The organism is Microbacterium sp. GW821-FHT01D02 (genome assembly GCF_059422585.1).
In genome coordinates this window covers 717,336-743,292 of sequence record NZ_JBWKXB010000002.1, presented here as the reverse complement: position 1 = coordinate 743,292, position 25,957 = coordinate 717,336, and the positions used below count along the sequence as shown (strand labels likewise).

20 protein-coding genes and 1 pseudogene are annotated in these 25,957 nt (G+C 70.7%); 13 read left to right on the top strand and 8 right to left on the bottom strand.

Annotated features, from left to right (window positions below; translation table 11 throughout):
• Window position 1 precedes the first annotated feature (1 nt).
• The 5 genes from AC07VM_RS12345 to AC07VM_RS12325 are packed head-to-tail and all read left to right on the top strand — an operon-like array spanning window position 2 to window position 4,028.
• Entirely contained in the window at window positions 2-247 is a 246-nt protein-coding gene (locus tag AC07VM_RS12345; protein ID WP_267417114.1) for a YbdD/YjiX family protein, read from the top strand.
• Window positions 248-278: 31 nt separating this feature from the next.
• Window positions 279-1,460, top strand: a complete 1,182-nt coding sequence (locus AC07VM_RS12340; protein WP_494911451.1) for a sensor histidine kinase — start codon at window positions 279-281, stop codon at window positions 1,458-1,460.
• A gap of 5 nt (window positions 1,461-1,465) precedes the next feature.
• Window positions 1,466-2,203: a LytR/AlgR family response regulator transcription factor gene (locus AC07VM_RS12335; protein WP_494911449.1), complete on the top strand. Its 738-nt coding sequence runs from the start codon at window positions 1,466-1,468 to the stop codon at window positions 2,201-2,203.
• A complete protein-coding gene (locus AC07VM_RS12330; RefSeq protein ID WP_267417118.1) occupies window positions 2,200-2,574 on the top strand; it encodes a heavy metal transporter in 375 nt (124 codons plus the stop codon). The genes AC07VM_RS12335 and AC07VM_RS12330 overlap by 4 nt, the downstream gene beginning before the upstream one ends.
• On the top strand, window positions 2,571-4,028 hold the full coding sequence (locus AC07VM_RS12325; protein WP_494911447.1) for a sodium/solute symporter: 1,458 nt from the start codon (window positions 2,571-2,573) through the stop codon (window positions 4,026-4,028). The genes AC07VM_RS12330 and AC07VM_RS12325 overlap by 4 nt, the downstream gene beginning before the upstream one ends.
• 107 nt (window positions 4,029-4,135) lie before the next feature.
• Here AC07VM_RS12325 and AC07VM_RS12320 read toward each other — a convergent pair whose 3' ends face one another.
• From AC07VM_RS12320 to AC07VM_RS12300, 5 genes and pseudogenes are all read right to left on the bottom strand, one after another.
• The gene (locus AC07VM_RS12320; RefSeq protein ID WP_494911446.1) at window positions 4,136-5,260 is read right to left on the bottom strand and encodes a DUF6226 family protein; all 1,125 of its coding nucleotides are present in this window, start codon (window positions 5,258-5,260) and stop codon (window positions 4,136-4,138) included.
• Window positions 5,261-5,265: 5 nt separating this feature from the next.
• A pseudogene (locus AC07VM_RS12315) lies at window positions 5,266-6,182 on the bottom strand (pirin family protein).
• Entirely contained in the window at window positions 6,179-6,523 is a 345-nt protein-coding gene (locus tag AC07VM_RS12310) for a GNAT family N-acetyltransferase (protein WP_494911445.1), read from the bottom strand. The pseudogene AC07VM_RS12315 and the gene AC07VM_RS12310 overlap by 4 nt, the downstream one beginning before the upstream one ends.
• A gap of 59 nt (window positions 6,524-6,582) precedes the next feature.
• The gene (locus AC07VM_RS12305; RefSeq protein ID WP_494911443.1) at window positions 6,583-6,924 is read right to left on the bottom strand and encodes a hypothetical protein; all 342 of its coding nucleotides are present in this window, start codon (window positions 6,922-6,924) and stop codon (window positions 6,583-6,585) included.
• Window positions 6,925-6,968: 44 nt separating this feature from the next.
• Entirely contained in the window at window positions 6,969-7,118 is a 150-nt protein-coding gene (locus AC07VM_RS12300; protein WP_494911441.1) for a hypothetical protein, read from the bottom strand.
• Here AC07VM_RS12300 and AC07VM_RS12295 point away from each other — a divergent pair.
• Both AC07VM_RS12295 and recQ read left to right on the top strand, forming a co-directional pair.
• Window positions 7,117-7,452 carry a hypothetical protein gene (locus AC07VM_RS12295; protein WP_494911440.1) on the top strand — a complete coding sequence of 112 codons (336 nt, stop codon included), beginning with the start codon at window positions 7,117-7,119 and terminating at the stop codon, window positions 7,450-7,452. The two genes, AC07VM_RS12300 and AC07VM_RS12295, sit on opposite strands and share 2 nt — an antisense overlap.
• On the top strand, window positions 7,380-9,356 hold the full coding sequence (recQ, locus tag AC07VM_RS12290) for a DNA helicase RecQ (protein ID WP_494911713.1): 1,977 nt from the start codon (window positions 7,380-7,382) through the stop codon (window positions 9,354-9,356). Before AC07VM_RS12295 ends, recQ begins: the two co-directional genes overlap by 73 nt.
• A gap of 164 nt (window positions 9,357-9,520) precedes the next feature.
• Here recQ and AC07VM_RS12285 read toward each other — a convergent pair whose 3' ends face one another.
• Complete coding sequence (locus AC07VM_RS12285; RefSeq protein ID WP_267417129.1) at window positions 9,521-10,795, bottom strand: TetR/AcrR family transcriptional regulator; 1,275 nt, start codon at window positions 10,793-10,795, stop codon at window positions 9,521-9,523.
• A 134-nt stretch (window positions 10,796-10,929) separates the two neighbouring features.
• Between AC07VM_RS12285 and AC07VM_RS12280 the strand changes: the two genes are divergently transcribed.
• The 3 genes from AC07VM_RS12280 (at window position 10,930) to AC07VM_RS12270 (ending at window position 16,250) form a co-directional block, all read left to right on the top strand.
• A complete protein-coding gene (locus AC07VM_RS12280; RefSeq protein WP_494911438.1) occupies window positions 10,930-12,228 on the top strand; it encodes an MFS transporter in 1,299 nt (432 codons plus the stop codon).
• A 2-nt stretch (window positions 12,229-12,230) separates the two neighbouring features.
• Window positions 12,231-13,985, top strand: a complete 1,755-nt coding sequence (locus AC07VM_RS12275) for a glycoside hydrolase family 3 protein (protein ID WP_267417131.1) — start codon at window positions 12,231-12,233, stop codon at window positions 13,983-13,985.
• 201 nt (window positions 13,986-14,186) lie between these two features.
• Window positions 14,187-16,250, top strand: a complete 2,064-nt coding sequence (locus tag AC07VM_RS12270; RefSeq protein ID WP_494911437.1) for an acyl-CoA dehydrogenase family protein — start codon at window positions 14,187-14,189, stop codon at window positions 16,248-16,250.
• 91 nt (window positions 16,251-16,341) lie between these two features.
• Here AC07VM_RS12270 and AC07VM_RS12265 read toward each other — a convergent pair whose 3' ends face one another.
• Window positions 16,342-16,806, bottom strand: coding sequence for a DUF6841 family protein (locus AC07VM_RS12265; protein WP_494911435.1), 465 nt, complete (start codon window positions 16,804-16,806; stop codon window positions 16,342-16,344).
• 63 nt (window positions 16,807-16,869) lie between these two features.
• Complete coding sequence (locus AC07VM_RS12260) at window positions 16,870-17,973, bottom strand: hypothetical protein (protein WP_494911434.1); 1,104 nt, start codon at window positions 17,971-17,973, stop codon at window positions 16,870-16,872.
• Window positions 17,974-18,083: 110 nt separating this feature from the next.
• On the opposite strand from AC07VM_RS12260, the gene AC07VM_RS12255 reads away from it, so the two are divergent.
• The 3 genes from AC07VM_RS12255 to AC07VM_RS12245 all read left to right on the top strand — a co-directional run bounded on the left by AC07VM_RS12255 (window position 18,084) and on the right by AC07VM_RS12245 (window position 25,951).
• Window positions 18,084-19,130 (top strand): NAD(P)-dependent alcohol dehydrogenase, encoded by a 1,047-nt coding sequence (locus AC07VM_RS12255; RefSeq protein WP_494911432.1) that lies wholly within the window; start codon window positions 18,084-18,086, stop codon window positions 19,128-19,130.
• Window positions 19,131-19,177: 47 nt separating this feature from the next.
• Window positions 19,178-19,747 (top strand): DNA-3-methyladenine glycosylase I, encoded by a 570-nt coding sequence (locus AC07VM_RS12250; protein WP_494911431.1) that lies wholly within the window; start codon window positions 19,178-19,180, stop codon window positions 19,745-19,747.
• Between the two features lie 147 nt (window positions 19,748-19,894).
• A complete protein-coding gene (locus AC07VM_RS12245; protein WP_494911430.1) occupies window positions 19,895-25,951 on the top strand; it encodes an Ig-like domain-containing protein in 6,057 nt (2,018 codons plus the stop codon).
• The last annotated feature ends 6 nt before the right edge of the window (window positions 25,952-25,957 follow it).

The following is a 25,957-nucleotide window of genomic DNA, read 5'->3' as shown; positions in this document are numbered from 1 at the left end:
GATGGCCGACACCATGAGTCGGACGGATGCCGCGACCACCCTCCTGCGGACGCTCCTGAGCGCCGCGGGCCGGGCGGGTCGCGGCATCCGCTGGTACATCACGAATCTGATGGGCGACAGCGCCTATGCGACGTACGTCGCCCATCAGCGTCGCCAGCATCCGGAGGAGGAGCCGTTGACCGAGCGGCAGTTCTGGCGGCAGCGGATGGACGATCAGGATCGCAACCCCGGTGCCCGCTGCTGCTGAGAGCGGGTGGGGCAGTGCCTAGGCTGAGGCCATGACCGACGTCGTTCTCGCCGCAGGGCTGGGCGTGCTCGGCGGGATCGTCCTCACGGTGCTCCTGCTGCTCGCACGCCGACTCGCCCGCGGAGCCGCCGACCTCGGCAGCGAGGCGGAGCAGGGAGCGCTCACGGCGCTGCACCAGGCGAGCCTCGCGGCTCCTCACCTGCGCGCGGGGCTCGCCGGGCCGGACGTGGTCAAGGCCGCCCGACACCTGCGGGTGCTGCTCGGCAGTGCGGCGGTCGCGATCGTGAGCGCCGACGACACGGTGGCGTTCGACGGCCCCTCCGACGGGCTGGAGGCCTCCGCGCTCCGCATCGCCACGCAGGTCAGGGCATCGGGGAGACGGCAGGTGTTCCCGGCGCCGGGAAGGGACCACGGGCTGGGAGCCGTCGGGGCTCCGATCCTCGCCGACGGCCGGGTGGTCGGTGTGGTGGTCGCGTTCGCGGCCCCGGTGCGCGCCGCCCTCGTGCGCGCGGCCGAGGAGGTGGCCGACTGGTGCGCCGCCCAGGTCGAGCTCGGCGGGCTCGATGCATCGCGGACCCAGCTGGCCGAGGCCGAGCTGCGGTCGCTGCGGGCGCAGATCTCACCGCACTTCATCTACAACGCCCTCACGGCGATCGCCTCGTTCATCCTCACCGACCCCGCCCGCGCTCGGGAGCTGGTGCTCGAGTTCGCCGACTTCACGCGGTACTCGTTCCGTCGCCAGGGCGAGTTCACGACGCTCGCCGACGAGCTGGGCAGCATCCACTCCTATCTCGAGCTGGAGCGCGCCCGTTTCGGCGACCGGCTGCGCGTCACGCTGCAGATCGCCCCGGAGACCCTGGCGACCGTCATCCCCTTCCTCTCGGTGCAGCCGCTGGTGGAGAACGCGGTCCGTCACGGGCTCGAGCCGGGCGAGGGCGGCGGCGAGATCCGCATCGCCTCGCGCGACGACGGCACCCACACCGAGATCACCGTCGAGGACGACGGCGTCGGCATGGACCCCGACGGTCTGCGGGCCACGCTCACGGCCGGCGACGACGGCGTGCACGTCGGCCTCCGCAACGTCGACACCCGGCTCCGTCAGCTCTACGGCGCCGACGGCGGACTGGTCGTCGAGACGAACACCGGCGCGGGTACCCTGGTGCGCATGCGGGTCCCGAAATCCCAGCCGCAGCACGATCCGGACAACGACTGACGATCATGACGAACAGCGCGCCCCTGATCGACGTCCTCGTCGCGGATGACGAGCGTCCCGCCCTGGATGAGCTCGTGCACCTGCTGCGCACCGACGCCCGCATCGGCGAGATCCTCACCGCATCGTCGGGTGCCGATGCGCTGCGGCTGCTGTCGGAGCGGGCGGTGCGGATCGCGTTCCTCGACATCCACATGCCGGGACTCACCGGGACCGAGCTCGCGAGGGCGCTGCTGACCCTCGCCGATCCGCCGGCCGTCGTGTTCGTGACGGCCGATGAAGCCAAGGCGGTCGAGGCGTTCGAGCTGCGCGCCGTGGACTACCTGCTCAAGCCCGTGCGGACGGAGCGGCTGCGGCAGGCCGTCGACCGGGTGGTCGAGCTCGGCGACACCGCGGCCTCCGGCGACGACGAGATGCTGCCGGTCACGGTCGGATCCACCGTGCGGTTCGTGCGTCGCAGCGACGTGCGGTGGATCCAGGCGCAGGGGGACTACTCGCGGCTGCACACCGGCGACGGCACGGGGCACCTGGTGCGCATCCCGATCTCCGAGCTCGAGGCGCGATGGGCGGATGCCGGATTCCTGCGCATCCATCGCTCCTGGCTCGTGCGCACCACGGCGGTGACCGAGGCCCGGCTCTCCGGCCCCGAGCCCGCCGTCTCGATCGGCGGCGCCCCGCTCCCGGTCAGTCGTCGCCTGGTCCCGGCCGTGCGCGACGCGCTGCTGCGCGGCGAGGGCGCGGGATGACCGAGATCCCGAAGCGCGTGCGCGTGACGGCCGACCTCCCCGATCGGCGGCCGGCGACCTTCACGCGCGGTATCGCGCTGCCCGGAGCCCCCGTGGACGAGGCGGACGCCGTCTACGCGCGGGCGCTCATGCGCAGCCAGCTCCGGCTCGCACTGGGGACGGTCGCGGGGTTCGTGGTCGTGGTCATCGCGCTGACACTGGCGATCGCGCTCATCCCGGAGATCGGCCGGGTGCTGGTGTGGGGACTGCCGCTGTCCTGGCTGCTGCAGGCGTACGCGTTCTATCCGATCATCGTGGTGTTCGCGGTGCTCTACGTGCGCACGGCCGCGCGCAACGAGCGGCGGTACCGGGCGCTCCGGGATCGCGAATGAACGCGGTGCTCGACCTGATCGGGGTCGCGCTCGTCGTCGTCGCGACGCTCCTGATCGGCGTCTACGGGCTGCGCATCTCGCGCACCACGGGAGACTTCTTCGTCGCCTCGCGCACCGTGCGGCCGGTGTGGAACGCCTCCGCGATCAGCGGCGAGTACCTCTCGGCGGGGACCTTCCTCGGCCTGTCCGGGCTCGTGCTGCTCGACGGCGCCCGCGGATTCTGGTTCCCGATCGGCTATGCCGCCGGCTATCTGCTGGTCCTGGCGTTCGTGGCGGCACCGCTCCGCCGCAGCGGCGCGTACACGATCCCCGACTTCATCGAGGCCCGGCTGGAGTCGACGTCTGCCCGGCGCGTGACCAGCCTCGCGGTGCTGGTGATCGGCTGGCTGTACATCGTGCCGCAGCTGCACGGCGCCGGGATCACCCTGCTCGTCGTCGCGGGGCTCCCCGAATGGGTGGGGGCCGTGACCGTCGCGGTGCTGGTGGCTGCCGCCGTCGCCGCCGGCGGCATGCGCGCCATCACCTACGTGCAGGCGTTCCAGTACTGGCTCAAGCTCACCGCGCTCCTGGTGCCGGTGGTGTTCATCGCGTTCGCGCTCAGCGGGGGACCGCACGACTTCGACCCCGCGCTGGTGTTCCCCGCCGAGGCCGGACCCTCGGGGTTCGACGCGTACGAGACGGCATCCCTGCTGCTCGCGCTGCTGCTGGGCACCATGGGACTCCCGCACGTCCTCGTGCGGTTCTACACGAGCCCGACCGGGGTCTCGGCTCGGCGCACCACCGTGATCGTGATCGGCATGGTCAGCGCGTTCTACGCCGTGTCGAGCACCATGGGCCTGCTGGCCCGCATCGCCGCCCCCGACCTCGCCGTCCCCGGCATCGCCGACACGGTGGTCCTGCTGCTGCCCTCGCGGGTCTTCCCCGGGGCGTTCGGCGAGCTGCTGACCGCGCTGATCGTCGCCGGGGCCTTCGCCGCGTTCCTCGCGACCTCGGCCGGACTCGTGGTGTCGCTCGCGGGCGTGATCAGCCAGGACGTGTTCTCCGGCTCGGTGCGGTCGTTCCGTCTGTCGGCCGTGCTCTGCGCGCTGGTGCCCCTCGCGGTGGCGCTGCTCACGGCACCGGCCGGTCTCGGGTCGAGTGTCGGCGTGGTGTTCGTGGTGGCGGCGTCGACGCTGTCGCCGGTCGTACTGCTCGGGGTGTGGTGGCGCGGGCTCACCGCCCGCGGGGCCGTCGCCGGGATGCTGTCGGGCGGGATCGCCGCGGGACTCGCGCTGCTGGTGCATGCGGCGGTCGGGGGCGTCGGGGTCGCGGCGCCGTATCTCGCGCAGCCCGCCGCGTGGACCATCCCCCTCGCCACGGCGGTCACGGTCGTCGTCTCGATCCTCGACCCGCGGGGGCCGTCGCCGCGTACGGAGCGCTTCCTCGCCCGGGTGCACACGCCCGAGCGCGGCTGAGTCGTCTCGCCCCCGTCCCCGGCATCCCCGTTCTCGTCGCACTTTCTGTCGCTCGGAGCGCGCCTCAGCGACAGAAAGTGCGACGGGAGCAGACGCGGGTCAGCGGGTCAGGGCTGGGGGGAGCGCAGCCACCACGCCGGCCACCAGCCGTCGGGGAGACGCCCGAGGACGGCCGCGGCGTCGTCCAGCCCCGTCGCCGGGAGCGACCGGTCGGGTTCTCCGCCGCCCGACCGCCTGCCACCACCCGGAGTGCGCAGCTCGGTGTGCAGCCAGCGCCGCTGTCCGACGGGGAAGACCTCCCTCAGCCCTCCGGCGGCGATCGCGAGCAGGGTCTCCTCGAGGTGGTCGGCCACGGACTCCGCAGTCTCGTCGCACGCGTCGCAGGTGCAGCTGGGAGCGATGTCCCGGAACAGCGCTCCGGCCTCGATGCCGATGGAGTCGGCCGTCGCCGTGAGCGTGATGCTCGCTCCGGTCGCGGGGCGCAGGCGCCAGACGCGCGCGCCCGTTTCGTCGGACCGTCGGTCGACGTCGACGTCGTACCAGGTCTCGAGATGGTCGACCAGGGCAGCGACGACGGACATCACCGGGGCGAAGCGCTCCGGATGCGACACCCGCGAGTAGGCGTCATCCGGAGGCGAACCGCCGGACCAGCGGGACCCGTACTCGATCACCCGGCCGGCCTCGTCGACGAACTCGGGGACCGCGAGCGCCGGGCGCGTGAACGGCACCGGGGCGACGACGAAGTCGATCTCGACCTCCTCGCGCGCGAGGGCGTCGAGCTCTTCGGCGTCGCGGTCCGCCTGCGGCCAGGACGCGAGCGTCTCATCGAACGACTCTCGCCGCTCCGGATGCTCCACGATCGTCCGCAGCAGACCGGCGACCGGGATCGACATCATCGAGGTGCCCACTTCCGGTTCACTCGCCATGTGCCACCGCGCCGCCGGATGCGCCAGAGCGATCGCATTCCCCAGGAACCGTGCCGCGGCCTCCCTCGTCTCGGCAGCATCGAGGAGTTCGGGGTGCGCAGCGACGAAGTCCCACAGTGCGCCGAGGTCGGCGGCGAGGGCGGCGGGGTCCGCGCCGGTCTCGCGCACGAAGGCCACGAAAGGTTCGAAGCCCTCCACGAACCGCGCGGGCGGGACCGGCTCGGGACTCGGCCAGATCATCATGGCGGATGCCCTGGCATCCGGCATCGGCGCGAGCGCGCCGGGGAAGAGGCCTGACGTCGACATCGGGTTCAGAGCTTTCGGCTGCGGGGCATGAGCCGCACGTCGGGGAGCGGAGGGGCGGGGATGCGCACGTCATGCCCGGCCACGATGCCGAAGCGGTCGGACGCCGACTCCCATTCCTCGCGCGCGGCCACGATCTCGTCATGCGTGCGACCGGCGAAGTTCCACCACATCACGATGTCGTCCTCGAAGGGCTCGCCGCCGAGCAGGAACAGCAGTGCGCCCGCGTCGCTCGACACCTCGACCGCATCGCGGGAATCGCCGAGATAGAGCAGCCCGTTGCGATCGAGCGGATGCTGCGCCACCTCGGCATCGCCTTCGACGAGCATCAGCGCGTGCTCCCAGTCGGAGCGCAGCGGCAGACGCACGCGCGAACCCGGCGCGAGCACGATCTCGGCGCCGACGATCGGGGTGTGCACCGTGGCGGGTGAGCGCACGCCCGCGAACTCTCCGAGCACGATCGTGGCCTCGGCATCCGTCCCCTCGTCGGCCGGAAGGGGGAGGGTCGGCAGATCGGTGTGCCGCTCGAACCCGGGAGCACCGTGGCGGGCGGAATCCGGGAGCACGACCCAGAACTGCAGCGCGTCGAGGGGGATCGGCTCGTCGCCGATCGAATACTCCGAGTGCGAGATCCCGTCGCCCGCGGTCATCAGGTTCAGCTGCCCGCGGCGCAGATCGGCGTCGCTGCCGAGCGAGTCGCGGTGGCGGACCCCCCGACCAGCGGCCAGGTCACGGTCTGGAGCCCGATGTGCGGATGCGGCTCCACCCGCATCTTCGTGTCGGCCGGCCCGAACCGGTCGAGGAAGCACCAGGCGCCGATGGTCGGCAGGTTGCGGTGCGGGAGAGCGCGCAGCACGTTCATGCCGCGCACCCCGCCGAGCGGCACCTCGCGCGGCTCCAGGATGAGACGGTGCTGCCCGATCATTCCGCGCGGCCCGTCGGGTCTTCGCCGGCGGAACCTCCGTGGCTCGCGGCCGGCTTCGGCCAGCGGATCTCGACGCCGGGGATCTCGTGCGTCTCGAGGTACGTGGCGATGTACGGGCACAGCGGGACGATCGCCTCACCGCGGCCGACGGCATCCGTCAGCGCGGCGGACGCCAGCTTCCCGGCGAGCCCCTGCCCCTGGAACGCCGGGTCGATCTCGGTGTGGAGAAAGCGGATGGATCCGGGGCGGAGGTCGAAGGCTGCGAAGCCCGCGAGCACGTCTCCCGAGCGGATCTCGTAGCGCGAGTCTTCGTCGTCGCGGGTCACGGTGATTTCGGGCATCGGCTTCTCCTTCGGACGGGATGCCTCCAACCTACGCCCGCGTGCGGACGGCGGGGCGGCTACGGAACCGGCAGTGCGATGTGGCTCACCTGATGTGCGATCGCCGCCCCGATGAGCACGAGCGCGATCCCGCCGGCGGGGAGCCACCAGGTGCTCCGTCCGCGGCGGAGGCGGATGAGCCCGAGCACGAAGACGGCGAGGAGCACCACGGCGTCGAACACGAGGAATGCCTGCACCGTGTTCCACTGCAACGTGTAGTCGCACTGATCCGGACCGCATCCGGCGACGCTGAGCGACGTGAGGAAGATGTCTGCGGCGAAGAAGAGCGCCACGAGGATGTGGATCACCAGCAGCACGACCGCGCCGCCTGTATCCGTCGCCCTCGTCCGTTCGCCGCTCACGCCGCCCACTCTAGGCGGGCGGCGTGAGTGGCCGGGAGGTCCGGTCAGCCGACGGTCTCCCGCACGGCGGTCCCGTGCACGTCTTCCCGACTCTTCTTGGGGAAGAGGAAGGTCAGGGCGAGGAAGGCGATCAGCCGCGGTCCCACGACTCCGACCGAGCTGGGGCACCGTGTCGAGATCTCGACCGCCGCCATGACCCTCGTCCTCAACCGGCTCGAGGATCGCGGGCACGTGCGTCGGGACCGGCGCGTCGAAGCGCGGCGCGCGGTGTGGTCGCGGGACGCTCTGGGTTTTCGCCGGAAGAGCCACTCGCCTGTGGATGAGGTGCCGCCCGCGTCGGCGGGGGTCGTTACGCTGGAGGGATGCCGCAGACTCCCCGTGACCCGTACGCGGATCTGCCGTACGCCGACGAGCCCTACGACGACGGCTGGGAGTCCTCCGCTCCGCCGGAGCCCATGGACTGGGAGCCGCAGGGCGCCGGCTACGAGCCGCCGCTCGACTGGGGGCAGGGGCCGGTCACGCCGGTGACCTCGCCGTCTGCCGCCGCCGCCGCGGCACCGACCACCCGCCGGGCGACGCCGAGCCGTTATCCGACCGCGCGCGAGGCGCTGCACACGGTCTTCGGCTACGAGGAGTTCCGCGGCGACCAGGCCGACATCGTCGAGCAGGTCATCGCGGGCGGAGACGCGGTCGTGCTGATGCCGACCGGTGGCGGAAAGAGCATCACGTACCAGGTGCCGGCGCTCGTGCGCGAGGGCACCGGGCTGGTGATCAGTCCGCTCATCGCGCTCATGCACGACCAGGTCGACGCGCTGCGGGCGAACGGCGTCAACGCCGCGTACCTCAACTCCACGCAGGCGATCGACGAGCGCCGCGAGGTCGAGCGCGCCTACCTCGCCGGTGAGCTCGACCTCATCTACGTCGCCCCCGAGCGGCTCTCCAACGCCCAGACCACCGCCCTGCTGCAGCGCGGCACCCTCAGCGTGATCGCGATCGACGAGGCGCACTGCGTGTCGCAGTGGGGTCACGACTTCCGGCCCGACTACCTGGCCCTCGGCGACCTGGGCGAGCGGTTCCCCGGCGTTCCGCGCATGGCCCTCACCGCTACCGCGACCGCGGCGACGCACAAGGAGATCACCGAGCGGCTGCGGCTCGACGGCTCCCAGGGGCGTGCGGAGGCGAAGCACTTCGTCGCGAGCTTCGACCGCCCGAACATCCAGTACCGCATCGTGCCCAAGGTCGATCCGCGCAAGCAGCTGGTGGCGTTCATCAAGTCGCAGACTCCGGCGAGCGACGACGGCGCGCAGCCGGCGGGGATCGTCTACGCGCTCAGCCGCAAGTCGGTCGAGCAGACGGCGACCTATCTCGCTGCCCAGGGTCTCGACGCGCTGCCGTACCACGCGGGCCTGCCCGCCGAGGTGCGTGCGGCCAATCAGGCCCGCTTCCTCCGGGAAGACGGCGTGGTCATGGTCGCCACCATCGCGTTCGGCATGGGCATCGACAAGCCCGACGTGCGCTTCGTCGCGCACATCGACCTGCCGAAGTCGGTCGAGGGGTACTACCAGGAGACGGGGCGTGCGGGTCGCGACGGCGAGCCGTCCGTGGCCTGGATGGCGTACGGGCTCGGCGACGTCGTGCAGCAGCGCCGCCTGATCGACCAGAGCCCCGGCGACCGCACGTTCAAGATGCGGATGGGCCAGCACCTCGACGCCATGCTCGCGCTGTGCGAGACGGTCGAGTGCCGCCGTCAGAACCTGCTCGGCTACTTCGGGCAGGACTCGCAGCCGTGCGGCAACTGCGACACGTGCCTCGACGACACCGAGACGTTCGACGGCCTCGTCCCGGCGCAGAAGCTCCTCTCGACGATCGTGCGACTCACGCGCGAGCGCAATCAGGCGTTCGGCGCCGGGCACCTGATCGACATCCTCCGCGGCGCGTCGACGGAGCGCATCCGGCAGCAGGGGCACGACAAGCTCGCGACCTACGGCATCGGCAGCGACCTCTCAGACCAGGACTGGCGCAGCGTCGTGCGGCAGCTCCTCGCCCGCGGCATCCTGGTCGCGCAGGGCGACTACGGCACGCTCGCGCCGGGGGAGCAGGCCGCCGGAGTGCTGCGCGGCGAGACCGCCGTGCCGCTGCGCAAGGACACGATCGGGCGTCCGACCTCGTCGTCCCGCGCCCGCAAGGCCAGTGCGGCCGATGCCCTGGATGCCGGAGACCGTGGCCTGTTCGAGGCGCTGCGTGCCTGGCGGGCGGAGACGGCCCGCGAGCAGGGCGTCCCCGCGTACATCGTGTTCGGGGATGCGACGCTGCGCGCCCTCGCGGAGCATCGCCCGGCGTCCCTCGCCGACCTCGAGGGCATCACCGGCATCGGCGAGAAGAAGCGCCAGGCGTACGGCGAGGGCGTGCTGGCGGTCATCGCCGCGTCCTGACCCGACGCCGCGACCCGACGCAGCGGCCTGCCCGACCCGACGCCGCGACCCGACGCAGCGGCCTGCCCGACCCGACGCCGCGTCCTGACTCGACGCCGCGTCCTGACCCGCCGCGAGCCGTTCGGCCAGGCGTGAGCGGCCTGACCCGATGCGGCCGCTGCCGGTCAGCGCGCGGGCAGCACGTCGTCGAGGTGCGCACGCAGGTGGGCGGCGACGTCGACGGCGGAGCGGTCGTACAGCCACTGGTACTGCAGGCCGTCCCACAGGGCGATCAGCCAGACGGCTTCGTGCGCGGGGTCGCGGTGCTCCGGGAGATCCCCGTCCACCTGGGCGAGGCGGAACAGCTCGGTGAAGTATTCCAGGGCGTTCGCGAATCGTGACGCGAAGTAGTCATGCGCCGGATGCACGGCGGGGACCGCCTCGCAGGAGAGCACGGCGTACACCTCGATCAGTCCCGGTTCGTCGCGGGCGCTGAGCTCGGCCCCGTCGGGGATCCCGCGGAGCAGCTCTCCGGCGGAGGCGGCACCGCTGAATCCCTGATTCGCGTCGATGGCGCTGTCGCGCTCGGTGAGGACGGCGCTGAGCAGCACCTCCTTCGACGGATAGTGGTGCAGCAGCGTCGACTTCGACACCCCGACCGCCGCGGCGATGTCCTTGAGACTGGTGTCGCCGTAGCCGTCGCGGGCGAAGAGACGCATCGCGTCGGCGAGGATCCGGGCGCGACGACGTCGTCCGACCGCGTAACCGGGGTCGGTCTCGGGAGCGACGGTGGTGCGCAGCGCGGGGAGAGGACCCGCGGGTTCGGAGCCGTCGGCATCGGAGCCGTCATCCGGATCCCGCCACGCGAGCGGCAGCGCCCACAGGTTCTCGCGCTCCTCGAGCATCTCCACCACATCGACCTGGTCCGGCAGATACTGCGAGAGCAGCTGCAGGCCGTCCCAGCCCGCGGTGTGCCGCACGGTCTCGCCGGCGACATCGCGGTCCGCGGCGATCACCCCGTGGTGCTTCGCGTCCTCCAGGACGTCGCCGCTCAGCGCGCGCAGTCGGCAGTACCGCTCGCGCATCCGCTCGTGTGCGGGGTGGTCGGGGGCCGAGGCCTCCCCCGTGAGCGCGGCGAACAGCTCGAGGTAGCCGGGAGTGCGCGCGTTGCGCTCGGCGAGGGCGGCGAACACCAGCTCCCCGGGTTCGGATGCCGCCGCGATGCCGCTGAACACGGCTTCGTTCTCGGCTTCGAGTCCGGCGACCACCTCGGCGAGCAGGTCGTCCTTGGAGGCGAAGTGCCCGAGGAGGCCGGGGTGGCTGACGGATGCGGCGGCCGCGATGTCGCGCAGCGACGTGGAGCGGTACCCGTTGGTGACGAAGAGGTCGTGCGCGGCGGACAGGATGCGCTGTCGGGTGGCGGCGGCACGGGCGTGCCGCGAGCCGATCATCGTCGTCATCGCATCCTCCTCCCGCATCCTATCCTCGCTCATTACCACGCGGTCGACTTTCACTTACCAAACGGTCGAGTTTGATGTATCGTCATCCCAGAACCGCGTCGCCCGAAGACGTGCGGTGAATCGAAAGGACTGTCATGACAGAGCTGTCATCCGCCGCCACTGCGGCCGCGGTCGGCACCACCGGGTTCAAGGCCCCCGGCACCACGCCCCCGAAGACCCCGCGCGGCTACACGCCCGGCCTCGCTGCCGTGAACTTCGGCGTCTACCTCGCCCTGCTCACGCCGGTCATGGTGTCGATGGCCTTCAAGATCCAGCACATCGATCCCGTGAACACCGAGGGCAGCCTCGGTCTGGTCATGAGCATCGGTGCGGCGTTCGCCCTCATCGCGAACCCGCTCGTGGGTCGGCTCTCCGACCGCACCACGTCCCGGTGGGGCATGCGGCGTCCGTGGATCCTCGGCGGCGCCATCGTGGGACTCGGCGGATTCGCCATCATCGGCGTCGCCACCTCCGTCTGGATGGTGCTGCTCGCCTGGTGCCTCGTGCAGGCGTCGATGAACGCGGTGCTCGCCGCCGCCAACGCCACCCTGCCCGACCAGGTGCCGGTGTCCAGTCGCGGCAAGGTCTCCGGCATCATCGGCATCACCACGCCCATCGGCATCCTCGCCGGCAGCTTCATCGTCAACTTCCTCCCCGGTGACTTCGAGCGCTTCCTCGTTCCGGCCGTGATCGCCCTCATCCTGGTGATCGTGTTCGTGCTGACCCTCAAGGACCGCCGCCTCACGGAGAAGCCCGCCGACCGGTTCACGGTCGGCACGTTCTTCGGCTCCTTCGTCTTCAACCCGCGCAAGCACCCGGACTTCGGCTGGACCTGGCTGACCAAGTTCTTCGTGATGTTCGGCTACGCCGGCATCGCCACCTACCTCCCGCTGTACCTCATCACCAAGTTCGGCCTCGACGAGCAGGGCGCCGTCGGCACGATCCTCCTGGCCAACCTCGCCTCGATGGCGGCCATGGCGATCTCCTCGCCGCTCGGCGGGTTCCTGTCCGACCGGATCGGCAAGCGTCGTCCCTTCGTCGCGATCGCCGGCGTGGTCATGGTGGTCGGCCTCGTGATCCTCGCGATCGCCCCCGATGTGACGACCGTGATCATCGCGCAGGCGATCATCGGCCTCGGCGCCGGATCCTTCCTCTCGGTCGACCTCGCGCTCGCCACCGAGGTGCTGCCCAACCCGGCGGACACCGCCAAGGACCTCGGTGTGCTGAACATCGCCAACGCCCTGCCGCAGTCGATCGCCCCCGCCATCGCCCCGGCCATCATCGCCATCGGCGCGGCCACGCCGCTCGGCGGCTACACCACCTGGTACCTGTTCGGCGCGCTCGTCGCACTGGCCGGTGCCGTGCTCGTCTATCGCATCAAGGGAGTCAAGTGACCATGCCCGAGACCACCACCGCACGCCCCTGGCTGGACGCCGACCTGCCCGTCGACGAGCGGGTCCAGCTGCTCCTCGACGCGATGTCCGTCGAGGAGAAGGCCGGGCTCTTCTTCCACACGATGATCGCGATCGGCGACCTCGACGAGGCCGACCCCACGTTCGCGTCGCCCTCCGCGCGCGAGTTCCTCGAGAGCAAGCGGATGACGCACTTCAACCTGCTCGGCGCGGCGCCGACCGGTCGGGAGATCGCGGCCTGGCACAACGCGCTGCAGCGGCTCGCGGCATCCACCGGCCTCGGCATCCCCGTGACGCTCTCGACCGACCCGCGGCACTCGTTCAGCGAGAACCCCGGTGCCTCCATCCTGGCCGGCCCCTTCTCGCAGTGGCCGGAGACGCTCGGTCTCGCCGCGACGCGCGACGAGGAGCTCGTCGAGCGCTTCGCCGACATCGCGCGGCAGGAGTACACGGCGGTCGGACTGCGCGTCGCGCTGCACCCGCAGGTCGACCTCGCGACCGAGCCGCGGTGGGCGCGGCAGACGGCGACCTTCGGTGAGGATGCGGAGCTCTCCGGCAGGCTCGGAGCGGCGTACATCCGCGGCTTCCAGGGAGAGTCGTTCGGGCCGGGGTCGGTGTCGACCATGACCAAGCACTTCCCGGGCGGCGGACCGCAGAAGGACGGCGAGGACCCGCACTTCCCGTACGGTCGCGAGCAGGTCTACCCGGGCGGCGAGTTCGAGCTGCACCTGAAGCCGTTCGAGGACGCGCTCGCCGCCGGCACCCGGCAGATGATGCCCTACTACGGCATGCCCGTCGGCACCGAGTACGAGGAGGTCGGCTTCGGCTTCAACAAGTCGGTCATCACCGGGCTGCTGCGCGAGCGCTACGGCTTCGACGGCCTGGTCTGCACCGACTGGGGCCTGATCAGCGACTCGGAGATCTTCGGGCAGCCGTTCCCGGCCCGCGCATGGGGCGTGGAGGACCTCACCCCGCGCGAGCGGATGAAGAAGGTGCTGGATGCCGGAGCGGACCAGTTCGGCGGCGAGGCCAACCCCGAGCTGCTGCTCGAGCTGATCGCCGACGGCGAGATCAGTGAGGAGCGCCTCGACGTCTCCGCCCGACGCATCCTGCGCGAGAAGTTCGAGCTCGGACTGTTCGAGAACCCGTTCGTGGACGAGGATGCGGCGGACGAGATCGTCGGCCGCGCCGACTTCCGCGCAGCGGGGGAGGACGCTCAGCGCGCCTCGATCACCGTGCTCGCGAACGACGGCGTGCTGCCGTTCGCGCGGGGAGTGAAGCTCTACGTCGAGGGCATCGATGCGGCGGTCGCGGCGTCGTTCGGTCAGATCGTCGAGACGCCCGGTGAGGCCGACCTCGCGGTCATCCGCCTCCAGGCGCCGTTCGAGGAGCGCGCGACGATGTTCGAGAACTTCTTCCACGCGGGGTCGCTCGACTTCTCCGACGAGGTCGTGGCGCACGTGCGCGAGGTCGCCGCCGCCGTGCCGACCGTGGTCGACGTGCTCGCGGATCGCCCGCCGATCCTCACGTCGATCGCGGAGGCCGCGGCCGCGGTGACCGTGAACTGGGGAGCGTCGGGAGCTGCGCTCCTCGATGTGCTCAGCGGCGCCGTGCCGGCGAGGGGCACGCTGCCCTTCGACCTGCCTCGCTCGATGGCTGCGGTCGAGGCCTCCCGCCCCGACGTGCCGTTCGACACCGCCGACCCGCTCTTCCGCTTCGGGCACGGGCTGTCGCTCTGAGTCGCGGCTGAGCCGGTGGGGCGTTTCGCGGCGAGGCGGAACGCCCTCACCTGTCGCGAGGCGACAATGCCCCACCTGTCGCGAGGCGACAATGCCCGAGGGGGACGTGCCGCCGATCCGTTGGAGGAAGCGCACAGCGGAGTTCGTGCGTGTTTGTCGCAGACCTACCATGGAGCCATCCCTACTTCCTGGAGGAATGCCATGGTCGACGCCGCCGTCCGTCCTTCGACGACATCCGCTGAATCGCACGAGATCGCGGCTCCGCCGCAGATCGACGTCGCGCGTGTGAACGAGGCCCTGATGGGCACGTGGGGCGACGTCCGTCGCCAGGCACGCGAGATGATCAAGGACTCCGCGTTCTGGCGCAAGGACGAGCTGGGCAAGGACGAGCACCGCGAGCGCGTGCTCAGCCAGCTGCACCTCCTCGTCGAGAACAAGGCCGTGCACCGCGCGTTCCCCAAGTCGCTCGGCGGCGAGGAGAACAACGGCGCGAACATCGCCGGCTTCGAGGAGCTCGTGGTCGCCGACCCCAGCCTGCAGATCAAGTCCGGTGTGCAGTGGGGGCTGTTCGGCTCGGCGATCCTGCAGCTCGGCACGAAGGAGCACCACGAGAAGTGGCTGCCCGGGGTGATGGATCTCTCCATCCCCGGTGCCTTCGCGATGACCGAGATCGGACACGGCTCGGACGTGGCGGCCGTCGGCACGACCGCGACCTACGACCCGGAGACCGAGGAGTTCGTCATCAACACCCCGTTCCGGGGAGCGACGAAGGAGTACCTCGGCAACGCGGCCCTGCACGGCGTCGCGGCGACCGTCTTCGCGCAGCTGATCACGAACGGCGTCAACCACGGCGTGCACTGCTTCTATGTGCCGCTGCGCGGTGAGGACGGCGTCGACCTTCCCGGCATCGGCCGCGAGGACGACGGGCTCAAGGGCGGACTCAACGGCATCGACAACGGACGCCTCTCGTTCGACCACGTGCGCGTTCCCCGCACCAACCTGCTCAACCGCTACGGCGACGTCGCCGCGGACGGCACCTACTCCAGCGCGATCGACAGCCCCGGCCGTCGCTTCTTCACGATGCTCGGCACCCTGGTCCAGGGGCGCGTGTCCCTCGACGGTGCGGCATCGTGGGCTTCCGCGCTCGGCCTCCACATCGCGATCACCTACGCCACGCAGCGTCGTCAGTTCGACGGAGCGGACGGGCAGGAGGTCGTGCTCATGGACTACGGCAAGCACCAGCGCCGTCTGCTCCCGCGCCTCGCGACCACCTACGCCCACATCTTCGCGCACGACGAGTTCCTGCAGAAGTTCGACGGCGTCTTCTCCGGTCGCACCGACACCCCGGCCGACCGTGAGGACCTCGAGACCCTCGCGGCCGCGCTGAAGCCGCTGTCCACCTGGCACGCGCTCGACACGCTGCAGGAGGCCCGCGAGGCCACCGGCGGCGCAGGGTTCATGTTCGAGAACCGTCTCGTCGGCCTCCGGCAGGACCTCGACATCTATGTCACGTTCGAGGGCGACAACAACGTGCTGCTGCAGCTCGTCGGCAAGCGTCTGCTGACCGACTACGCCAAGCAGTTCCAGGGCAAGGACGCGGCGGCGCTCGCCAAGTTCGCCGTCGGGATGACCGCGGGAAAGGTGTTCCACGGCGCCGGACTCCGACAGCTCGGTCAGGCCGTCTCCGACTTCGGTCAGGTGGCGCGATCGGTCGAGCGCGGGCTCCGGGAGGAGCAGCAGCACGACCTGCTGGCCGGCCGTGTGCAGCAGATGGTGGCCGACATCGCCGGCCGTCTGCGTCCGGGAGCGAAGGACAAGGCGCTCGGCGCTCGGCTGTTCAACGAGAACCAGGCCGAGCTGATCGAAGCCGCGCGTGCGCACGGAGAGCTGCTGCAGTGGGAGGCGTTCACCGACGCCGTGCACCAGATCGACGACGCCGACACCAAGAAGGTGCTCACGTGGCTGCGCGACCTGTTCGGTCTGCAGCTCATCGAGAAGCACCTGGCCTGGCACCTGATCCACGGACGCCTGTCGACCCAGCGCGCCGCGGCCGTGTCGAGCTACATCGACCGCCTGTGCGCGCGGCTGCGCCCGTACGCCCTCGACCTGGTGGACGCGTTCGGGTACGAGCCCGAGCACGTGCGCGCACCCATCGCGAGCGGCCTGGAGAAGCAGCGCCAGGACGAGGCCCGCGCGTACTACGCCGACCTCGCCGCGACGGGGAAGGCCCCGATCCAGGAGAAGGCGCTGAAGCAGAAGCGCTGACCGCTCGTCTCACCGCTCAGGAATCCCGCTCCCGCGTCGTCGGGGGCGGGATCTCTGCGTGTGCGGCCTGCTCCGATGTGGAGCGCCCTGATCAGGACGAGGTCCACCCGTGGAGGTCGACGCCGCGCTCGGCAGCCAGCGCCTGCAGCTTCTCCGCCGCATCGGTCTCGACGCAGAGGCAGGCCCGCAGCCCGGACTCCTCCTCCCGGAGCAGGTAGTGGCTGGTGGTGTCGGTCAGCTGCTCGCCGTCGGCATCGCGGAACAGCCACCGCACCCGCACCAGCACCAGCCGCTCGGACAGGGTGTTCGCGTCGAGAAGCTCGTGGCCGACGGATGCCAGCCCGAGCTCGCGGTACAGCGGATAGGACTGCTTCAGCCCGACGATCATCGCCTCGCGGGACTCGAGCACGCCCGACACGTGGTCGTCGGCGATCATGCCCGGCGTCGACCACAGGTCCGCGGCCGCCTCGGCGTCGAATGCGGTGAGCGAGGCGGCGTAGCGCGCGAGGTACTCGTCGATCCGTTCGGTGGGGATCCGTTCGGTGGGGATGCTCATGGTCCGAGCGTACGGATCGAGGTGCTGCCCGGCAGGGGGCTTGACGGATCGGGGGAGCGTCCCTCAGGACCCGGAGGCCGGGGGAGACGAGGGTGGTGCGGGAAGGGGCGCGGGCGGTGGCGCGGGCGGTGCGGCCGTGGGCGGATACGGCAGGACCGGCGGGGCGGTCAGGAACGGTGCTGTGCCCGGCTCCGGCGAACCCGCTCCCGGGTGCGGCTGCGGCTGCGGCTGCGGAAACGGATACGGCTGGGGTGCGGCCGCGGACGGGGCCGGATATGCCGCCGGAGGCATATGCTCCGCGCCCACCGCGGGAGACGACGACTGCCTCCGCACGCGCACCAGCACGAACGTGAAGGTGACGTAGATCAGGGCCGTGGCGGTTCCCGCACCGAGGAGCACGAGTGTCAGCAGTGTGTGGGTGCCTTGCATCGGAAGGGCGGAGAAGAGCCGGAGGAACACGGTCGGCACGAAGACGAGGACGCTCCCCACGAGTGCCGCCAGGGCCGGGAGCAGCAGCGCGAAGGCGGACCACCGCGTCGCCAGGATCCCCGCGACGATGAGCAGCGTTCCGAGCAGGACGCCGACCGCGGCTTCGGGGATGAGGCCTCCTCCGTCCTGCTGGTAGGCGATGAGCCGTCCGTGCCCGAGGCCCCAGGACGCCAGCAGCGCCCCGGTCAGGAGCAGCACGGGCGCGGCGATGGCCCCCACGGTGACGGGTCCGGGTCCCGGGCGCGCGGGGCGGCGGCGCACGATCGCGAGGACGACGCCCATCGTGCCGAGCGCCGGGAGCAGGAACAGCGGCAACCCGTAGGCCAGACCCTCGACCCACTCGCGGGGAAGGACGCCCGGGCCGAGCCGGAAGGTCTCGAGCACGAGCGGCGGGAACAGCGCGCACGCGAGCGGGAACAGGGCGAGCACCCCGACGGCGATGAGTCCTGCGGAGCTCCAGATGCCCGTCAGCACGACGAGGAGGAGGAGCAGGACGCCGACGACCTGGAGCACGATCGGCATCGCGAACCGGACGGTGTCGACCTCCGCCATCGCGTACTGCGCGTAGGTGAACACCCAGGTGCTGCCGCCGGTGGCGATCAGCCCCACGGCGAACGGGGTGACGACGACGGCGATGAGGATGGTGATCAGTCGCGCGGGCAGGATGGATCGACGCATGGTGACTTCCCCCTCCGGAGTCATGCGCCTCACCCTACCGGCGCCCCTCGCGACGGAAGAGGCGGAAGTGGTGCGTAGGGTGGACCGAGCCCCCGGAAGAAGGAGTCCCCGTGACCCGCGTCAACGCCTACGCCGCACCGAGCGAAGCGGCCCCGCTGGAGAAGACCGTCATCGAGCGGCGCGCGCTCGGTCCGCACGACGTGCTGATCGACATCGCCTTCGCCGGCATCTGCCACTCCGACATCCACACCGTGCGCGGCGACTGGGGCCCGCAGCAGTACCCGCTCGCTCCGGGCCACGAGATCACCGGGACGGTCGCCGCGGTCGGCGAGGCCGTGACCCGGCACGCGGTCGGCGACCGGGTCGGCGTCGGCTGCCTGGTGAACTCGTGCGGCGAGTGCCGCAACTGCCGCCGTGATCAGGAGCAGTTCTGCACCGGAGGTCGCGTCCTCACCTACGGCGACACGGATCGTGACGGCACCGTCACGCAGGGCGGCTACTCCGAGCAGGTCGTCGTCACCGAGGGGTTCGTGCTGCGCATCCCCGACGGCCTCGCGCTCGACGCCGCTGCGCCGCTGCTGTGCGCCGGCATCACGACCTACTCGCCGCTGCGGCACTGGAACGTCGGGCCGGGGTCGCGCGTCGCCGTGGTCGGGCTCGGCGGACTGGGTCACATGGGCGTGCAGATCGCGCACGCGCTGGGCGCCGAGGTGACCGTGCTCTCGCAGACGCTGAGCAAGAAGGACGACGGGCTGCGGCTCGGCGCCGACGACTACCGAGCGACGAGCGATCCGGCGACCTTCCGCGAGCTGCGCAGCTCGTTCGACGTGATCCTCAACACCGTGAGCGCGGTGATCGATCTGCGCGCGTACCTCGGGCTGCTCGACATCGACGGCACGATGGTCTGCGTCGGCGCCCCGGCGGAACCGCTCTCCGTCGGCGTGATGTCGCTGATCGGCGGGCGCCGCTCGCTCGCCGGGTCGAACATCGGCGGCATCCGCGAGACGCAGGAGATGCTCGACTTCTGCGCCGAGCACGGCATCGCCGCCGAGATCGAGGTGATCCCGGCGTCCGACATCAACACCGCCTACGAGCGCGTGCTCGCCTCCGACGTGCGGTACCGCTTCGTGATCGACGCGGCCACCCTCGCCGACTGACGCCACCCTCGCCGGCCGACGTCGGTGGCGGCGGATACGTTGGGGAGATGATCTCTCTCCTCACGGGCCCGGACGCCCGCGACCGCTGCGCCTGGGTGGGCGACGACGACGAGTACCGTCGCTATCACGACGAGGAGTGGGGCACCGCGCTGCACGGCGACCGCGCGCTGTTCGAGAAGATGGCGCTGGAGGGCTTTCAGGCGGGACTCTCCTGGATCACCATCCTGCGCAAGCGCCCGCGGTTCCGGGAGGTGTTCGCGGGCTTCGAGCCCGAGATCGTCTCCGAGTTCGGCGAGGACGACGTCGAGCGGCTGATGGCGGATGCGGGCATCATCCGCAACCGCGCCAAGATCGAGGCGACCATCGGCAACGCCCGCATCGTGCGGGGCATGGCCGACGGCGAGCTCGATGAGCTGATGTGGTCGTTCGCCCCACCGGCATCCGCCACTCGGCCGGCCTCCTTCGACGAGGTCCCGGCGGTCACGGCGGAGTCGACGGCGCTGAGCAAGGAACTGCGCCGTCGCGGGTTCCGGTTCGTGGGGCCGACCACCATGTACGCCCTGATGCAGTCCGCCGGGATGGTCGACGATCACATCGCCGGGTGCTGGCGCGCCTGATCGGAGCCGATGGGGAGTTGTCCCCATCGAGTGGTATTCCGCGACGCGGTTAGGATGAACGGGTGCTCCGTGGCCCGTCGGGTCCGCGTATGAGTAATCGGAGAGTGTCACCCTGGGGGGGAACCGGGAATGAAGGCGTTGTCATGGATGCGCGAGCGACCCAAGGCACTGGCATCCGCTGCCGGTGTCACGGTCGGCGTCATCGCCATCACCACCATGGCCTTCACCTATGAGGGGTTCCCGACCACCAAGGTCGACCTGAACGACGGCGGCGTCTGGATCACGAAGACGTCGAGCCTGCTCGTCGGGCACTTCAACAACGAATCCACCATCCTCGACGGCGGTCTGCGCACCACGAGCGAGAACTACGACATCCTCCAGGAAGCCTCCAACGTCCTCGTCGTCGATCAGAGCGCATCGACCGTGACGGCGATCGACCCCGCGCGGGTGTCGCTCGGAGACTCCACGATCATCCCCGCGACCGCGAAGGTGGCGCTGGGCGCCAGCACGGCCGCGATCCTCGACGAGAAGTCCGGCGACCTCTGGGTCGTGCCGGTGAAGGGCATCGCCTCCTTCGAGATCGAGGCGGCCGAGCCGATCGCCGAGCTGGGGAAGGACGCCGACGTCACGGTGGCCGACGACGGCACGGTGTTCGGCCTCTCCGGAGAGCGTGGCGAGGTCGTGACCGTGCCGGTCGACAACGAGGGGACGCCCGGCGATTCCTCGAGCGCCAGCGTCGGCGACCTCGACCTGTCGAAGCGTCCGACGATCACCGCCGTGGGCCGCACGCCCGTCGTGCTGGACGCCGCCGCGGGCGTCGTCACGACTCCCGGCGGCTTCCGCACCGAGGTCGGCGGCGCGGCGGATGCCCTGCTGCAGCAGGCCTCCGCCGCCACCGACGCGGTCGCCCTCGCCACGCCCTCGGCGCTGGTCCGGGTGCCCCTCGACGGCAGTGAGCCGGAGGAGACCTCCGCCGGGAGCGCGGGCACCGCAGCCGCACCGGTCTGGCTGCGCGGCTGCACCTACGGCGCGTGGGCGGGGTCGGCGACCTTCATCCGCGAGTGCCCCGGCGACTCCAACGACGTGAACGCTCCGATCGACGGCGCCGAGGATTCCACGAGCCTCACCTTCCGCGTCAATCGCGACGTGATCATCCTCAACGACGCCGTCGGCGGAGCCGCCTGGATGGCCAACGAGAGCCTGCAGCGCGTCGACAACTGGAACGACCTCACGCCGCCCGAGGGCGAGACCGAGAACGAGGAGGACTCGACCGAGGAGACCGTCGAGACCACCCTCCCGGAGCGCAGCGAGGAGAACACCCCGCCGATCGCGGAGGACGACTCCTACGGCGTGCGCCCCGGTGCGACGACCCTGCTCCCCGTGCTCGACAACGACAACGACCCCGACGGCGACGTGCTCGTCGCGGCGCTCGCCGAGGCCCAGCCGTCCATCGGCACGGTGCAACCGATCAACAACGGCGGAGCGCTGCAGATCGCTGTCGAAGAGAAGGCGACCGGCACCGCCAGCTTCACCTATGAGGTCGACGACGGACGCAAGGGCAAGGACACCGCGGTCGTCACCCTCGCCGTGCACGACTGGAACGAGAACGCGGCCCCCACGCCGAAGCGGAAGACCTCCCTCGCGGTCGAGACCGGCGGCACGATCTCGTACAACATCCTCCCGGACTGGATCGACCCCGACGGCGACGACATCTACCTCAAGGAGGTGATCGCAGCCCCCGGCGACGAGGTCGACTTCAGCAAGGACGGGCAGATCACCTACAAGGCGACCGCGAGCCTGCAGGGGCGCAAGGACGTGCAGGTCACCGTCGCGGACGCGTTCGGGAAGCTCGGCAGCTCGACGATCGCGCTCGATGTCCGCCCGCAGGGCTCGACGAACCCGAAGACCAACGCCGATCACGTGATCACGAAGGCCGGCGAGCAGGTCACCGTCGCCCCGACCGCGAACGACACCAGCACCTCTCGCGAGCCGCTGCGTCTGAGTCGCGTGCTGGACACCCCGGGTGCGACGATCGTCCCGAACACGCCCAACAAGACCTTCACCTTCATGGCGGAGAAGCCCGGCGTCTACTACGTGCAGTACCAGGTCACGACCGGCCCGAAGAACGGCGAGGGCCTCGTCCGCGTCGACGTGATGGCCGAGTCGGAGACCGATCTGCCCCCCGTCGCCGTGCGCGACGTCGCCCTGCTGCCGACCGGCGGCGACGTGCTCCTCGGCGTGCTCAACAACGACACCGACCCCGCCGGCGGGATCCTCGTCGTGCAGTCGGTGTCCATCGAGCCGAACAGCGGCATCTCGGTGTCGGTGCTCAACCACGAGACGCTGCGCATCACCGATCAGGGAGCGCTCGAGGACCAGGTGCGCATCAAGTACCGCATCTCGAACGGCTCCAAGTCGGCCGAGGGCGAGGTCGTGGTGATCCCGATCCCGGCGCCGGAGAAGCTTCTGCAGCCGGTCGCGAATCCCGATACCGCGACCGTCCGCGCCGGCGACGTCGTGACGATCCCGGTGCTCGACAACGACACGCACCCGAGCGACGACGTCATGCACGTCGAGCCCGAGCTCATCGAGCCCTTCGTCGACCCCGAGGACGGCGAGGCGTTCGTCTCTCAGGACACGGTGCGCTTCAAGGCCGGCCCCGAGGCGAAGACGGTGTACCTCACATACGAGGTCTCCGACTCCCGCCAGCAGAAGGCGGCAGGCTACGTCACGATCCAGATCCTGCCCGTCGACGCCGAGAACAACGCGGCCCCGCGGCCGCAGGACCTCGTCGCCCGCGCCCTGGCCGGCAGCGAGGTGAACATCGCGGTGCCGCTCGACGGCATCGACACCGACGGCGACTCGGTCGAGCTCGTCGGCCTCGAGTCGAGCCCGAGCAAGGGGCGCGTCACGACGGGCCCGAACTACTTCACCTACGAGGCCGCCGACGGCGCGAGCGGCGTCGACGTGTTCAAGTACCGCGTGCGCGACCGTCTCGGCAAGGAGGGCGTCGCCACGATCCGCGTCGGCATCGCCCCCGCCGAGCAGATCAACCAGGCGCCGTACGCCGTGAAGGACGCCGTGGTCGTGCGACCGGGGCGCGAGATCGCGGTTCCCGTCCTCGCGAACGACTCGGACCCCGAGGGTGACAAGATCATGCTGGTCGAGGACGGCCTCGAGCTGCCGGAGGGCCTGGAGGCGCGCGTCTCCGGCGATCGGGTGATCGTCACGGCTCCGAACGGACCGACGGAGACGTCGCTGCAGTACACCGTGGCGGATGCTCGCGGGGCCACCGCCACTGCGACCCTGCAGATCACGGTGGACGAGGACGTGCCGTTGCAGGCGCCGATCGCGCGCGACGACCGGTTGCTGCCCGCCGACCTCAAGGACGGCGGTCTGACCGCCGACCTCGACATCCTGGCCAACGACGAGGACCCCGACGGGACCAAGGACCGTCTCGACGTCGAGGTGGGCGCCGGCGGCACACGGCTCGAGAACGGAAAGGTGCGCGTCACCGTCACCGACGAGCTGCAGCTGATCCGATACACCCTCACCGACCGTGACGACCTGCAGGCCTCGGCGTTCATCTTCGTCCCCTCGCGGTCCGATCTGCGCCCGACGCTCACGTCGACGAAGCCGCTCGAGGTGGTCAGCGGCGAGACCGAGACCCTCCCGCTCTCGGAGTACGTCACGGTCGCCGGCGGCGGCGACGTGGTCATCACCGAGAAGGCCAAGATCAGCGCGAACCATGCTGACGGGTCCGATCTGCTCAAGGACGCGAAGACGCTCGTCTACACCTCGGCCGCGGGATTCTTCGGGCCGGATGCGCTCACGTTCGAGGTCACCGACGGCGACGGGCCGGATGATCCGGAAGGCCGCAAGGCCACCCTGAGCATCCCGATCAACGTCCTTCCGCCGGAGAACCAGCAGCCGACGTTCGTGCAGGGTCAGGTCGAGGTCGCCCCGGGCGATCCGGCGACCTCGCTCGATCTCGCGGCGCTCACCGACGATCCCGACCCCGAGGACGAGGGGAAGCACGAGTACCGGCTCCTCGGCGGCGAGGAGAAGGGCGTCTCAGCGCGGATCGACGACGGTGACAAGCTGATCGTCGAGGCGGCGTCCAACGCCAAGAAGGGCACGACCGTCGCGCTGAAGCTGCGCATCTCCGACGGCACGACCGAGCCGATCGAAGGTACCGTCGCCGTGGTCGTCACGGCGTCGACGCGACCGATGCCCGCCGCGAACACCGATACGGTCTCGCAGGCGGACGCGGGCAAGACGATCGTCGTTCCGGCCCTCGCCAACGACTTCAACCCGTTCCCCGAGACACCTCTGAAGATCGTGTCGGCCGTGGCGGAGTCCGGCGTCGGCGATGTCGAGTTCACCTCCGATCAGGTCACGATCACCCCGGGCAAGTCGTTCGTGGGGACGCTGGTCGTCCGCTACCGCATCCAGGATGCGACGGAGGACGTCGATCGCGAGGTCAACGGCCAGATCGTCGTCACCGTGCAGGACGTGCCGGACGCCCCCGGGGTACCGACGATCGCGAGTGTGCAGGACCGCACGGTCGTCGTCTCGTTCTCGGCGCCGTCGAACAACGGTGCGGAGATCACGAAGTACACCGTGAAGTCGGTGGGTGGCAACCCGTATTCCAAGGAGTGCCAGTCCACGACCTGCACGCTCGACGGCCTCACCAACAACGTCGAGTACACGTTCCAGGTGACCGCGACCAACCGCGTCGGCGAATCGAAGCCGTCCGGTCTGTCGGCTCCCGCGCGTCCGGACGCACGTCCGGACACCCCGAACCCGCCGTCGCTCAAGTTCGGCGACAAGTCGCTCCAGGTGGCGTGGGTCACCCCGACGACGCCCGGTTCGCCGGTCGACCGGTACACGCTCGAGATCTCGCCCGCGCCGCCCTCCGGCATCACCCAGAAGGAGGTCACGGGCAACTCCATCACATGGGAGGGACTCGAGAACGGCTCCGACTACCAGGTCCGGGTGCAGGCGCACAACAGGGCGCCCGACCCCTCCAGCTGGAGTGGCTGGTCGGCTTCCGAGATCCCGGCGGGGCCCCCGCTCGCTCCCGCGGCTCCCATCACGGCCGAGCTCTCGCCGGTGGGCAACCAGGCGCAGATGCAGGTGAGTTGGACCGCGCCGGACAAAAACGGCGACGCGATCCGCGGGTACCGACTCGAGGTGCTGCGCGGCGGCCAGGTCGTGCGCACCATCACCCCCGGTCCCGAGGCCACGAGCCAGGCGGTGGTCGTCGAGACGTCGGAGACCGCGTACACCTACCGCATCCAGGCATACAACAAGGCCGGGTGGGGCGACATGAGCGCCCCGTCCGCACCACGGCGCGGCGTCATCGCACCGGGGGCGCCGACGAGCCTGAAGGTCACCCGGGAAGCGGATCGCGCACTGGTCATCGACTACCGTGCGGGATCGAGCGGCGGCGCGAAGTCCGGCGAGATCACCTACCAGTACCGGCTCGACGGCGGCGGCTGGAACATGGTCCCGGGCAACAAGACCATCGGCGGGCTCACGAACGGTCACGACTACACCGTGGAGGTGCGCGCGGTCGCGAACGTCGACGGCTCGACGTATGCCGGTGCCGTGTCGAACGCCGCGAGGGGCAACCCCTACGGGAAGCCGTCTCCTCCCGCGGTGAGTGCGGAGTCGCTCGCGAGCCAGGTGCGCCTGAACTGGAATGCCGGCAACTCGCCCAACGGGCGCAACATCGACACTGTTCAGGTCAGCATCGACGGGGGCGGCTGGCAGGGTGTCGCGGCGTCGGGTCACGTCGATGTGGGCAGCTACAGCGAGTACCACACGATCAAGGCGCGTGCGCGGGACACGACGGGCGTCTGGTCGGATGAGAGCGGCACCGCCGGAAACACCGCGCAGGCGAAGCCGCAGCCGCGCTGGTGGGCCTCGCAGGGAGTCGACTCCCGCAACTGCAGTCCCGACACGTGCTACTACCTGAACCTGAACACGGCGAACGTGCCGGCGGGCACGTACATGATCCGCTGCCTCGACAACGGACAGCCGTACCGCTCGTCGTCCGGCCAGGTCTCGACCTACAACCGCTACAACGTGCCCGCCAACGGCACGATCCAGCTCTCCTGCTGGCACGGCGGAATGGGCAGGACCCTGCAGGCCGACATCCAGGGAATCGGCGCGTCCGAAGGCACCAGCTGGCCGTAGTAGCCG